4 protein-coding genes are annotated in these 14138 nt (G+C 68.1%); 2 read left to right on the forward strand and 2 right to left on the reverse strand.

All coding sequences use genetic code 11. The features are described from left to right. Positions 1 to 20 precede the first annotated feature (20 nt). The gene (locus ACFXHB_RS16625; protein WP_380574948.1) at positions 21 to 1115 is read right to left on the reverse strand and encodes a hypothetical protein; all 1095 of its coding nucleotides are present in this window, start codon (positions 1113 to 1115) and stop codon (positions 21 to 23) included. Between the two features lie 366 nt (positions 1116 to 1481). Then, positions 1482 to 5516, reverse strand: coding sequence for a ricin-type beta-trefoil lectin domain protein (locus ACFXHB_RS16630; protein WP_380574950.1), 4035 nt, complete (start codon positions 5514 to 5516; stop codon positions 1482 to 1484). A gap of 425 nt (positions 5517 to 5941) precedes the next feature. On the opposite strand from ACFXHB_RS16630, the gene ACFXHB_RS16635 reads away from it, so the two are divergent. Then, positions 5942 to 13627 carry a ricin-type beta-trefoil lectin domain protein gene (locus ACFXHB_RS16635; protein ID WP_380574951.1) on the forward strand — a complete coding sequence of 2562 codons (7686 nt, stop codon included), beginning with the start codon at positions 5942 to 5944 and terminating at the stop codon, positions 13625 to 13627. Continuing rightward, positions 13624 to 14088 (forward strand): hypothetical protein, encoded by a 465-nt coding sequence (locus ACFXHB_RS16640; protein ID WP_380574952.1) that lies wholly within the window; start codon positions 13624 to 13626, stop codon positions 14086 to 14088. The genes ACFXHB_RS16635 and ACFXHB_RS16640 overlap by 4 nt, the downstream gene beginning before the upstream one ends. The last annotated feature ends 50 nt before the right edge of the window (positions 14089 to 14138 follow it).

Genomic DNA, 14138 nt, shown 5'->3' on the forward strand with positions numbered 1-14138 from the left:
GTGGTTCGGGGCGTTCTCGTTCAGTGGCGGGGTGAGCGGAGCCGGCGGGCGAGGAGGACGGCGCCCGCGCCGACGCCGACCAGCGCCAGGGCGAGACCGGCCTGTCGGCGCAGGGCCGGCCCGGCGCCCGTGTCGGGCAGCGGGCCCGGCGAGGGTGACCCCGACGAGGTGGGGGAGGGGGCGGGTGTGGGGGACGGCGTGGGGGTGGGCGTCGGGGTGGGTGTGGGCGTCGGGGTCGGGGTGGGGGAGCTGGTCGGACTGGGGCTCGGTGACGGGCTCGGTGACGGCGACGGGGAGGGGCTCGGACTCGGGGAGGGGCTCGGACTCGGGCTCGGGGACGCGCCCGTGCAGGTCACCGAGACCTCGCCGAGCCGGACGAAGGTCACCTTGCCCTGGTAGACCTGCTGGCCGGCCAGGTTGTTGAGGGTGCCGGACACGTCGATGTCGAGCCACGCCTCGGCGGTGTACTGGGCGGCCTGGGCCGCCGGGTCCTGGTGGCGGGTGACGGTGACGTCCAGGGTGCTGGCACCCACGGTCGGCACGCCCAGGTCGGTCCCGGTGATCTGCAGTTGGGTGGTGCCTGGCCCGACCGGCCGGCCGAGGACGGTGATCTGGTCACCGGCCGTGCGGTTGTAGGCGAGCGCCAGCGGACCGACCGGCGGGGGCACGCACTCGGCGTAGGAGTCGAGCGTGGCCACCTGCCCGGCCTCGACCGGGCCGAAGTGCACCAGCCGGTTGGAGTTGAAGAAGACGGTGAGGTCGGTGAGTTGGGCCTGCGCGTAGTACTTGGCGGGATCGGTGGCGGTCCGGGTGGTCTGGGTGGCGATGCTGATCCGCGACAGCATGCCGTCCGGGTCACTGCTGAAGTCGGCCGTGTCGGAGTCGGGCACCGTGGTGGACGTGGCCGTCCCGTAGACGCCGTGGTACGCCGTCATCCCGATCGCAGGCACGTCCTGATCGGTGAGCTGGACCAGGGTGGCGCTGGCGAGGTCGCCCGGTGCGGCCGCGGCGGTGCCGCCGGTGGGGAGAAGCAGGAGGCCGGCCGAAGCGGCCCCGGCGGTGGCGAGGACAGCGGTTGCGGCACGCACCCGGGGTGCGCGGTTCTTGACGGTCATCACCCACGCATAACAGGGCAAACCCCCAACGGGTTCGGGGGCGCGCCCGAAGTTGCGCCGTCCGGTCCCGCGGCGGCCGTCCGGTGACCCGTCACCCGGTGTCGGCGGTACGTCCCGGGCCCGTGCTACAGGTCGAGCCAGCTGGCCAGGCCGGACATTTACTACCGCTGACCAATCGCGGGGAGAATCAGCGTGCGAGCGTGTCGAGCCGGAAACGCCGTCCACTCGGAGGTCTTGAGTCGCACCAGGACCCTTCTTGACCCACACCAGTTGAAGGTCGGGTCCGCTGCTTGAGATCCGGTGGAACTCGCCCGTGCCGGGGGAGGGCATTCCCCTCCCGGCACGGGCTCGGTGAACAGGCAGGCCTCAGACTGCGGGGTTGACGGTGAGGGTCCACCGCTGGTTCGGAGTGCCGAGGCAGGACCAGATGCCCAGACCGGTCCCGTTGGCGGTGATCCAACCGGGGATCTCCAGGCAGCGGTCTACGGCCGGGTTGTACAGCGAACCGTCGGCACGCAGCGCCCACTGTTGGCCGCGTGCCCCGACGCACTCGGACATCGCGACCGGGGAACCGTTTCCGGCACCGCTCTCGGGAGCCGTGAGGCAGGCGGAGCCGGCACGCAGGGTGCCGTCCGACGCGAAGTTTAGCTTCTGGCTCACCCCGGCCCAGCAGTCCCAGATAGCAGGTCGGCGGCCGTCGGCAACCGGTCCCATGCTGTCGACACACTTCCCGCCGTCGTACGCTGAGCGGACGTGATAGCCGACAGGTCGGTTGGGAACACCCAGGTTGACGGGTGCGGAGAAGCGCGGGAGCCCGTTTACCGCAGCCGCCCCGGCATGTGCCGTCAAGGCGCCATCGGCAGCCACCACGAACAGGTCTGGGTGGCCGTCGCCATTGACGTCGCCGGGTGAGTCGACCTTCGGGAAGGCAGTTGCGCTAAGGCCCAGTGGGAGCACCGCCTGTGTGGCAGCGCGCTCGGCCGGGATCCCGGTGTCCCACTTCTGGCCGGGCACGTTCTCACACGTTCGGATGGCCAGGTAGCCGCCCTCACCCGTCGCACCGCCCTCGACCGCGAGGCAACGGTCCGCTGTGGGATTGCGCAGCGAGCCGGCAACCGTCCCGGGTACCCACTGCTGGTTGACGCCGTTGTTGCAGTCCCAGAGCACCACCTTGGTGTCGTTGTCCTTGGCGCCGAACGGGATGTCCACACACTTGCCGAGGACATGCAGCGAACCGTCGGTTCCGAGGGTGAACTGCTGGTTGCCCGCTGCGGAGTTGCAGGTCCAGTTGAGGACGCTGGTGCCGTTGGCGGTCGAGCCGTGGTCGATGTCCGCGCACAGGCCAGTCAGTCCGGAAGACAGTTGCCGATGGACAGGCGCGGCGAGCGTCGCGGTGGGAACGCCCTGGGCGTTCAGCGACAACGGGTAGGTATGGATCGCGCCGGTGAGGTCGTCCCGCGCCCACAGGGTCGGGAGGCCGTCTACAGAGCCGGGGGCGAGCAGCGTCATGCCGGACCAGTCGCCGGTACCCAGGTCGGTCCCGGCGCCGAGCAGGCACCCGCCGAGCGGGGTACCCGGGTAGTAGCGCAGCCTGCCGTTCTCCACGGTGATCAGGCCAGGACGTTTCGCGATGTTGCCGTTGGGCGCCGTGGCAACCATCTGGGTCAGGTGGTTCCAGGTCCCGTCGATGCCCCGTGCACAGGCCGGCGACGTGCCGATCGGGGAGATCGCGCGGCGGCTGAAGTGGCCTGCGGTGCCGGGCGGTACCTGGGTGGAGTCGTTGAAGTACGCGTAGAGTTCGTGGCTGCCCTTGTTGTAGACGATGAGGTCGTCCTGGCTCCCTTCACTCAGCGAACCCCGGTGTGCCACCAGGTAGTTGTTCCAGCTGTCGTGCTCGGGGCTCTGATCCTTGGTGGAGGCCAGCCCCGGCTCTGCGGTGAAGTCGCTGTTACCGGGAACCAGCGTCAGGGTTCCGTCGGAGGCCGGGCTCAGGAAGTCCGGCGTACCGTCGGAGGTCAGGTCACCGGGGATCACCTTGGTGGCCGGGTTCCACGGTGCATAGAAGTCGTACCGGGCGGCCTGCGGCTGGGTGTTGCCCGCGCCGTCGATGGCACGGACGAACAGGGTGTGAACGCCCCAATCGTCCCGGTTGAGGTTGACCGGGATGTCCGCGAGAGCGGTTCCGTTGCTGTCGGGCTCCGCCATCAGGGTGTTTGCGCCGACCGGTGGAATGTTGTCGTCGAGCGCGTACTGGAAGGCACGGACACCACTCTTGATACACGACCCGCGGGTGCAGCCGCCCGGGGTGGGGTCGTTGCTGCTGACCCTGAGTGCGATGCGCTGGTCACCCGCGTGGGCGGTCGGGGTGAGCCCGCTTCCGAGCGGTGGGAAGGCTGTCGACATCTCGAACTCGGCGAGCGACGGCGGGGTGAGGTCGACGTTGAAGTAGCAGTAAGCCGATCCCGGCCCCTCCAGCAGGCCGTCGGTCGCCCAGGCGTTCCACCCGTACTGGTGGCCGTCCGAGACGCGGCTGCCGATGTTCGCGCGCGCCCAGGCTGAGGGTCCGATCGGCTGGCTTGCCTGCCAGCTCGTGTCCGCCGGGTTTCCGTTGGCATCGGCGGTCTTGTTGTCCCAGACGTGGAAGCCGACGACCAGGTTGGTGTTCGGCATCGGCGTCGAGGCGTACGCGTTGAGGGTGATGTTGGAGGTGTCGCCGGCCATCGTGGTCATACCGATCCAGCCCGGCTGTCCTCCGCCGCACGCAGCCCCGTTGGGATTCTGCGAGTCGGGGTTGGTGTAGTTCGCGTCCGGCTGGTTCGGGGGAAGGTCGTACGTCGCCTGAACGTACGGGTTGGTGTTGAACCGCATGAACCCCAGGTTGCCCGCGTTCTTGCTCTCGTTCCCGAACAGGCCGACCGTCCAACGCGGGATCTGCAGCTGGGCGACAGTGCGCAGGGCGCCTGTGACATCGAACTCCACCGGGCGCCAGCCACAGCCGAAGTACGCGCTCTTGGGCGTCTGAGTGCTGAAGGTCTGTTCGACATTCTGCGGCTGGTGGTTCCAGTCGGTGCCGTCGCTGATTCCTTCGCGCATCCACTTCGCCGTCACCGGCGCGGTCGCGTCGCAGTTGTTGTTGGCGGCGTACGTCTCGGTCAGGTAGAGCTTGGCCTCGTTGACGACCATGCGGTTGTTCATCGCGCTGGTATTGAACTCGTAGTACGAGCGCTCCAGACCGAAGCAGTAATCGAGCTGGTACTTCTGGTAGCCGACGCCCTGACCATTGGTCTGCGGCACGTCGTACTGTGGGATGTTCGCGCAGCCCTCCATGACTTGTGCGAAGTGATTGGTGCCCATCGGCCCGGTGGGCGTCCACGAGGGGTCGATGTACAGGGGCCAGGTGGTGCCGCTACCGCCTAGCAGGTCGGCGTCGGGGGTGAGGGTGACCGTACCTGGCTCAGCCTTGACGGCGATCGACCGTACCGTGGCTCCATTGCCCGGCCCCGCCGACGACGAGGTGGGCGTGTCGGTCGCCGCGGAGTGGGCCGCAGCCTCGGCGGCGTCATCCAGGGCCGACACGGGAGCGGCCTTCGATGCCGCCCCGAGGACGACCCCCGCCGCGTTCGCCGCAGGGGCGGAGGAGGAGACGGGCGCCGTCGAGGAGTCCCACATCACCGGAGTGGGAGCCGTGAAGACCTTGGTGCCGTCGCCGTCCTTGGCGGCCAGGTTGCCCGCACTGTCGGCCTCGACCGTGAGGCCCGTGGCCGAGGTACCAAGCCGCAGCGCCTTCAGCTCGGGGCTGGCGGCGGCCCTGACATCGCGGACGACCAGGACCTCGCGAACCCCGCCCTGGTCACTGACCGTTACGTCGAGGTCCACTCCGGGCAGCACGTTCGTGTACCGTGCACCGGCCCCGGTCACCACCGGTCCGGGCAAGTCGAACGGAAGGGAGAGCGCGAGACTGCGGCCCTTCTTGTCAGTGAGAGTGGTCAGTGGCCCCCTGCCGCCACCGGACAGGGTCACTCCGGACGGAGTCGCCTTCGGCGACCAGCTGCCGTCGGCGTTCCTGGCCAATCCGGCGTCCACCGGCATCCAGGCGTCACCCTTCCTGACCCGGGCCGACTGCAGGTGGTTCGTCAGAGTGATCCGGCCGTCCGGTTCGGCGACGGTGAGTGAACTCTCGGTGGTGAGTTCATCGATGATTACGGACGTTCCGGTGGCCTTGGCCTTGAGCCGAGCAGTCTGGACAGGCCCTCCGGGATTGGGGGCGGGAAGTGTCCCGGGGAGTGTCGCCTGCCCGGGCTTCACGGCGAACGGACGGTCATCGGCGTAGGCCGGTACCACGTTGATGCTTCCGAGAAGAATTCCACCAAGCGCGGACATTACGACCAGACGAGTCATCATGTTGCATGTCCGAATTCTATGGAATCGGATGGGTTTCCCCACGTACTATCCCTTTCGGAGAGATCTGAGCTGTCGTCAGCAAATTGCGTGCGCGAGGTCACATGGCGACTCTTCAGGCAGGTCAGAGGCTTGATGCCACTGGATTGACGCCAAGTCACCGGTCGGCGGGAGAATCGTTCGGACCGACTGGGCACCGGGCAGGCTATTGCGCGGTTCGCATGCCTGGCAATACGGTTCCGGCGGCCACGGCTCCGTGGCCGCCGAAGCCGTCGATTGTCGCGGCTCGTTCAAGAACTGTTCTTCTGTGGGGGTTGGCAGTGCGCACTCGATTGCGCTGGTTCGTGTCCGCCGCCGGTGGGGGCCGTCAACGAAAGAGGGTGGCCTCGCTCGCCGCCCTGACCGTGGCGATGTCCCTCATGGCTCCAATGGCAGGCGCCGAAATCGTCGGCGGCCACCGGAACAACGATCCCGGGCGGTCGGAACAGCCGCTGCCCACCCTGCCCCGGGTATCGGGGAGCAACGCCGACGGGCCAGGTCGTCCGTCGGAGCCCGCGCAGCCGGGTGCCCGGAACCTGGCGGCCTACAAGCCCTCCCCGGCACAATGGCCCGGCGAAGCCTCGGCCACGGTCCTGCTGGGTGCTGCCGAGCAGGACCGCACCCGGGCTGTCTCGCCGCGCTCAGCCGAGGCGCCGGACAAGGTTCGCGCCGGCTCCACGCCGGTCCTCATCGGCCCCGCCGCGGCCGGCGAGCGGCCGGACGCTGCCGCCAGTACGCCGTCCTCGATCGACGTGAAGATCGCCGATCGGGCGAAGGCCCAGGCGGCCGGCGTCGACGGCCTGCTGGTCGGCCTCGCCCGCAGCGACGGCCGCACCGAGGCGGGCAACGTCTCGGTGAGTCTGGACTACGGTTCGGTTGCCCAGGCCTACGGTGGCGGCTGGTCGTCCCGGCTGCGCCTGGTGGCCATGCCGCCCTGTGCCCTCACGACGCCGGAGGTCGCCGCCTGCCGGACCCAGACACCCGTCGAGTACACCAACGACCCGACCTCCCGGAAGATCACCGGAACAGTGGTCCTGTCGCTCTCCGACTCGGAAAGAGGTGCCGGACGCGCGGCTGCCAGAAGCACGACGTCGTTCGCGGCACCGTCATCGGGCCAAGCCTCACCGTCCTCATCGCCGGTGGTGCTCGCGGCGGTATCCGGCCCGGAAGGGTCGCAGGGGTCGTACAACGCGACCTCCCTGTCCTCGTCCGGAGCCTGGGCGCAGAGCGGGTCGGGGGCGTTCACCTACGGCTATCCGATCTCCATGCCCCCGTCGCTGGCAGGTCCCGTCCCCCAGGTGGGCCTGTCGTACAACTCACAGGCCGTCGACGGACAGACCTCCGCACGCAACTCCCAAGCCTCCTGGATCGGTGACGGCTGGTCGTACAGCCCGGGCTTCGTGGAGCGCTCGTACAAGGCGTGCAGGAACGCCGGCGTCGAAGACTCCGCAGACCAATGCTGGGCGGGTTGGAACGCCACGCTGGCTCTCGGCTCGCGCACCGGTGAACTGGTCCGCGACGCCAACGGCGTCTACCACCTGCAGAGTGATGACGGTACCAAGGTCGAGCGTCTCACCGGAGCCTCGAACGGCCTGTGGCAGGGCGAGTACTTCAAGGTCACCACGGCCGACGGCACCGCCTACTACTTCGGCCTGAACCATGCGCCCGGGACCACCACTGACAACCCGACCAACAGCGCGTGGGGCGTGCCCGTCTACCACCCCAACAACGGTGACCCGTGTTACAACGCCGCCAAGGGGAAGAGCTCGCTGTGCGACCCCAACCAGGTCGGCTACCGGTTCAACCTCGACTTCGTGGTCGACCCGAACGGCAACCTGCAGCGGTTCGACTGGGCCACCGAGACCAACCACTACAACCGGGGCTACGGGCAGGCTATCCAGGGCGGTGGCACCGGCCAGCTGACGCCGTATACCCGAGGCGGGACCCTCAGCAAGGTCTCCTACGGCTACAAGCTCGATGACGCCGTGGCCGGCCGTGAACCCTCGGCCCGGGCCGTCTTCGACACCGCCGAACGGTGCGTCGTCTCCGACGCCACCTGCAAGTCCGAGAACCTCAACGCGGCCACGGCGACCAACTGGCCGGACGTGCCGTACGACCTGGCCTGCCAGTCGAACTGGGCGACCAGCGGCAGCGGATCCAGCGTCTGCAAGATCGGCTCTCCGACCTTCTGGTCCACCAAGCGCCTTTCGAAGATCACCACCGAGGTGCGCACCGCCTCCGGTTGGCGCGGCGTCGACCGTTACGAGTTGAAGCACCTCTTCTCCGATGCCGGCGGCACGATCGACCCGGTCACCGGTGCCTCGGGCGACCCGAAGAACGCGGGCGCGGTGCAGTCCGTGATGTGGTTCTCCGAAGTGAAGCACACCGGCCTGGACGGCACCGCGGGCGGCAGCGGCGAGGCCCCCCTGGACCCGGTGGTCTTCACCGGCAAGGAGTTCGACAACCGCGTCGACGGGCCCAATCCGGCGGCTGCCGCGCTGTACCGGCCGCGAATCACCGGTATCCAGACCGAGAGCGGCGCGTACATCGCGGTCACCTACCGCGACCCCGAATGCTCCCGCGTCCGCGGTGCCATGCCGGCCTCCGCCGCGGACAACACCAAGGCGTGCTTCCCCGTCTACTGGAACACCCCCGGTGCCGCGGAGCCGACCGCGGACTGGTTCAACAAGACCCTGGTTTCCAAGGTCACCGTCAATGACATCACCAATGCCGCTTCTCCGGCCCAGGTCGTCGAGTACGCCTACAGCACCGCCGCCTGGCACCGGGACGACTCGGACCTGACGGACGACCAATACCGCACCTGGAACGACTTCCGCGGTTTTCGTACGGTGACCACCACCTCCGGTACGGCGCCGGATCCGACCACCAAGAGCGTCACCACCTACCTGCAGGGTATGGACGGTGACTACACCTCCGTCACCACCACCCGGCCCGCTGCCGACATCAGGAACTCGCTGGGCGAGCGGATACCCGACAGCCCGTGGCTCGCCGGCATGCCGCTGGAGAGCTCCACCTACACCAGGGCCGACGGCGGAACGGTGATCGCCAAGGCGCTGCCGGACGTCCCCACCACGGTGGAGACCGCGAAGCGGCCCCGCACCGCCTGGACATCCAAGAAGTCCGCCCCCGGGCAGGCCCCTCCCACGCTCTCCGTCCTGCCCGACCTGGTCGCCCGTAAGGCGCGGACCACCGGCAGCCGCAGCATGTCGCTGCTCTCCGACGGGGTGACCTGGCGGACCACCCGGACCACCACCGAGTTCGACGACCTGGGCCGCCCCTGGAGGGTCAACGACAAGGGTGACGTCACCGTCCCCGCCCAGGAGACCTGTACCACCACCACCTATGCACCGGCGCCTGCTGCCAGCCCGACCATGATTCTGGCCCCGAGCGAGATCGTGAGTGTCGCCGGACCGTGCGCCGTCGCCACCAGCACCAACACGCTCAGCCACAAGCGCTTCGTCTATGACGGCAACAGCAGCGTCACCAACCCGGGTGAGTACGGACGTCTCGGACAGAACGGCAGCACGCTGGGCCTGGTCACCGCCACCCAGGCGGTCAAGTCCTACGACGGATCCGGGCAGCCGGTCTTCCAGACCCTCGAAGCCGAGAGCATCGACGCATACGGCCGGGTGACCAGCCGACTGGACACCGCCGGCAAGCTCACCAGCACCAGCTACACCCCGGCCGTCGGCATCCTGCCGACCGAGGTGTCCACGATCAACCCGCTCGGGTGGACTGCGAAGAGCACTCTCTCCCCATCCCGCGGACTGGTCACCCGAGCTGTCGATGTCAACGGCCGGACCACCGACTCCACCTACGACCCGCTCGGCCGACTCACCCAGGTCTGGCTACCCGGCCGCAACAAGGACGACGGCAAGAGTCCGGACCGGAAGTTCGAGTACGCGATCTACGGCACCGGTACCAAGCCGAACGCCTCCAACGTCACGACCCGGACGCTCCGGGAGAATGAGACCTACGACGTCGCCGTCACCATCTACGACGGACTCCTGCGTCCCCGCCAGAGCCAGACGACACCGGCCGACGACAGCAAGGGACGACTGGTCTCGTCCACCCGCTACGACAGCCACGGCTGGCCGGTCATCAGTATCCCGACCTGGTCCGACCCGACCACCGCGCCGAACTCCACCCCCTTCCTGGAGACCGAGAACACCCTTCCGGCCGAGTACGTCACCGTCTACGACGGCCTGGGACGCCCGGTCGCGCAGCAGCAGTACTCCAAGGCGAGCCTGCTGTGGCAGTCCACCGTGGCGTATCCAGGCGCGGACCGGACCGACCGGACCCCGCCGCAGGGCGCCTCGCCCAGCACCGTCTACACCGATGCCATCGGGCAGACCACGTCCTCGGTGATCCACGCCGGGGGCACGATCGGTGACGTCACCACCGGCTACACCTACGAGCGCGGTGGCCAGGTCGCCACGGTGAAGGACAATGCCGGCAACACCTGGTCCTACACGTACGACCTCCACGGCCGACTGATATCGAAGACCGACCCCGACAGCGGCACGGCCACCACCGGCTACGACGACCTGGGCCGGCCGGCGACCGTCACGGACGGACGGGGTGAGTCCCTCTCCTTCACCTACGACGATCTCGGCCGACAGACCGCCAAGTACAGCGGCACCAGTACCACCGACCCCTCCAAGCTGCTGACCTCGGTCGAGTACGACTCGCTGGCGAAGGGCTACGTCACCTCCGCCACCCGTTATGACGGCGGAGCGTCCGGCAACAAGTACATCCAGAAGGTCAACGGGTACAACACGGCCTACCAGCCGACCAGTTCGACCACCACAATTCCTGCCTCCGAGGGCAAGCTCGCGGGCGACTACACGATCGCCTCCACCTACACCGACAACGTGGGCCTGCTCGCGGCCACTCAGTACAACGGCGACGGGGGCCTGCCCACGGAGAAGGTGGGTTACGGCTACAACCTCCAGGGGCTGCTCTACCAGACCGGCACCGACAACGACACGTTGCTGGCGCTGGCCAACTACAACCCGCGGGGCCAGCTGCTCCGCTCCACCTACGGCAGTCGCGGGGAGCTCCTGCGCACCTCCCAGGTCTACGACGACGCCACCGGACGACTGACCAACCACCGGGTCGCCCTGCAAGAGAGCTCCGCCAACCCCATCTCCGACAGCACCTTCGGGTACGACCAGGCGGGCAACCTCACCAACGTCTCCGAACTGCAATCCTCCGGAGGGCCGGACCAGGCCTACGACACCCAGTGCTTCCGCTATGACGGCCTGAACCGCCTCGTCGAAGCCTGGACGGACACCTGGGGCGTCACCAAAGCGGGGGCCGGCCAGACCTCCCGATGCAACAACGACGACCCCAACCCGGTCAGCATCGGCGGGCCCGCCCCCTACTGGCAGAACTGGCAGTACAACACCCTCGGGGACCGCACGCAGCACGTCCGGCGTGACGTGGGCGGTGACACCTCCCGGGATGTCGTCCAGACCAGCAGCTACCCCGGTGACGGCCGCACCGCAGCGCCCAAGGCCAACACGGTCACCGCCGTCACCACCGCCACCGGCACCGCGACCAACAAGTTGGTCTCCGCGATCCCGACCGGGGGCACCCCGCTGTGCCTCGACGTCCAGGGCAACCGGACCGTCAACGGCACTGCCATCCTCTCGTTCACGTGCAACGAGGGCGGCGGCCAGAGGTGGACCAAGAGCGCCGACGGCACTGTTCGCTCGCTCGGCAAGTGCCTGCGCCCGGTGAACGGCGGCAGCACCAGCGGGATCTCACTCGAACTGTGGACATGTGACGGCAGCGCCGGCCAGAAGTGGCAGCAGGGTGCCAACGGCGCCCTCGTCCACGCCTCCACCGGACTCTGCGTCGACGTTCCTTGGGCCAGCAGCACGCCGGGGACCCGAGTGACCCTCTGGGAGTGCAGCCAGGGCGTCAACCAGCAGTGGCCCGCAGCGGTGAACGCGCCTACCGGACCGTCGTACACCTCCACGCTCACTCCGCAGTACGACAACGCCGGCAACACCGTCTCGCGGTCCGCCGGCAGCATCGGCACGATCGCTTCCGGCATCGCCACCGGCTCGGCCACCCCGTTGTGCCTGGACGACGACCACGGCTGGAGCACCGACGGCACCGCCATCTTCTCGTTCACCTGTAACGAGGGCGATGGCCAGAAGTGGACCCTCGGCACGGACGGCCGACTGAAGGTCGTCGGCAAGTGCGTCCGACCGGTCGGCGGTGTCGCCGAGCGGGACCGCCGACTGGAGCTGTGGACCTGTGATGGCAGTGCCGCCCAGGAATGGCGGCCCGGCCCGAACGAGTCGCTGGTCAACGTGGCCTCCGGCCTCTGCGTCGACGTCCCGTACTCCAGCACGACTCCGGGCACCCGGGTCGCGCTGTGGGACTGCAACCAGGGCACCAACCAGAAGTGGACCTCGGCCGGTGGCTCGCCCTCGACCGGTGCCACCCAGTCCTTCACCTACAACGCCGAAGGCCTCACGGCCACTGTCACCACCCCGAGCGCCGGAGTCACCCGGACGTCGAGCTACCTGTACGACGCCGGCGGCAACCTGCTCATCCAGCGTGGGCCCGACGGTACCGTTCTCTACCTCTTCGGCGGTTCCGAACAGCTCACGCTCGACAAGACCGGTACCACCGTCTCCGGCCGGCGCTACTACTCCAACCCCGACGGCACCGTCATCATCCGCGCCACCGGTGGTGGGCTGACCTTCCAGCCGACCAACCCCCAGGGCACGGCGAGTCTTCAGGTCGACGGAACCACACGTGCCATCACCAGGCGAGCGTTCGACCCGTACGGCAACCCCCGCGGTCCCGTTCCCACCGCCTGGGCCGACAATCTCGGCTACCTCGGAAAGCCGGCCGACGCCACCAGCGGGCTCAATCTGCTCGGCGTCCGCAACTACGACCCCGTCATCGGCCGCTTCCTCACCGTCGACCCGATCTTCCAGGCCGGCGACCCCAACCAGATGGGTGGCTACACCTACGGGGCCAACAACCCCACGTCCGGCAGTGACCCGATGGGGTACAGCTGGATCAGCACCGTCACGAACATCATCAACAAGGTCATCGACGATCCCAAGGGCGCGGCCAACGCCGCTGGGAGCTACGCCGGCGGAATCATCGACTCGTACGTCGGTGACGCCTGGGTGGCGACTGTCAACACCGGGATGACCCTCTATGACGGCGCCCGCAACATGGGCTGCCTCGCCAATCCGTTCGGCTGCACGGCGTACCAGCACGAGAAGTACACCAACGACGCACCGATCGCGACCGTCTTCAACATCGACCCCAACTCCGGCGCCTACCAGGCCGGCCGCCTCACTGGGGATGTCGTGGGCATAGCCGTCGGCGTCGGCGGCATCATGAAGGGCGCGATCAAGGGCTTCCGAGCGCTGCGGAGCATCATCAAGGAATGGCGCTCCGTCGCTAAAGCCGCAGACGACGTCCCCATCCACACCCCTGCCAACCCCGCCCCTACCAGCCCTGTCAAGCCAACCAAGCCGGCCAGTCCCGGCACGGGCACCTCCACCCCCAAGGGGGGGAGCACCACTGGCAGCGGCGCCAAGGGAGGCCCGTCCAATGGTTCGGGAAGCCCCATACCTGGTGTCCAGGTTCCCAAACGGGCGGTTGTCAGCCCCAAAACCGTCTACCGGTCGGACATGCGACACCCTTCCGAGATCTTCAGCTCGGGATTCAAGCCTCGTCCCGAGGGGAGCAACACGGACCTCGTCGACTACCACCTCTACAACACGGCCTCGCCGTGGGTAGGGACGTCCACCAGCGAGTACGAAGCCAGCATGTTCCCGCAGGGTGGTAAGGGCGCGGCCCGCTGGGTCTACGAGATAGCTAGCCCAGGCACAGGGATTTCTATGAATCGGGCCTTGTCCCTCGCCGTTCGCCTCAGATACGGATTCGGCTCTGAGCGTGAGGTCATCTTCTCGGAGATCGACCCGAGTACCATCGTGCGTGCCGTGCGCTGGAAACCTGGACAGAAGCTGCACGAGGTGATAGAGAATCCGGACTACAGGGGGCCGCAGTGAGAGAGAACGTCACCGCACAGGTCGGCGGGAGGCCAGAGGATTGGACAGTTGATGCATCAGTAGGGCCCCCGTGGTCCCTCGTCATCACAGCCCCGTCGGGCGAGCGGTTCGAGGGTGCTGGGATCGACCTCTTTCAGGCGCTGAGGGCTGCCAGGCTTCCGCTTGACGAGCGTGGGATTCTGCTGTGCTGCAACGGGGCGCGGATCAACGCCCACCCATCAGGTCTGACTAGTAGTCAAGGAGGCGACATGGTCTACCTGAACCACCGCTGGCGACCCGCAGGCCGGCGGGACCTGCGGTACGTTTTCGGCCCCGCTCCGGCCCGGAAGATCGCCACTGTGGCCGAGCAGGACCAGTTCTGGGAGGAGTTCGCGGACACCACGAGGATCTCCTGGACGATTTACCTGAATCCTGTTCGGTGGCTCTATCTCGTCGCCCAGTCCGTGAGGGATCGGAAGTGACAGCCTGACCGCAGATCTTTCGGGGCGCCGCGTGAATTCACGTGGCGCCC

Origin of the sequence: Kitasatospora sp. NPDC059327, assembly GCF_042752535.1 — a bacterium.
Lineage (GTDB): Bacteria > Actinomycetota > Actinomycetes > Streptomycetales > Streptomycetaceae > Kitasatospora.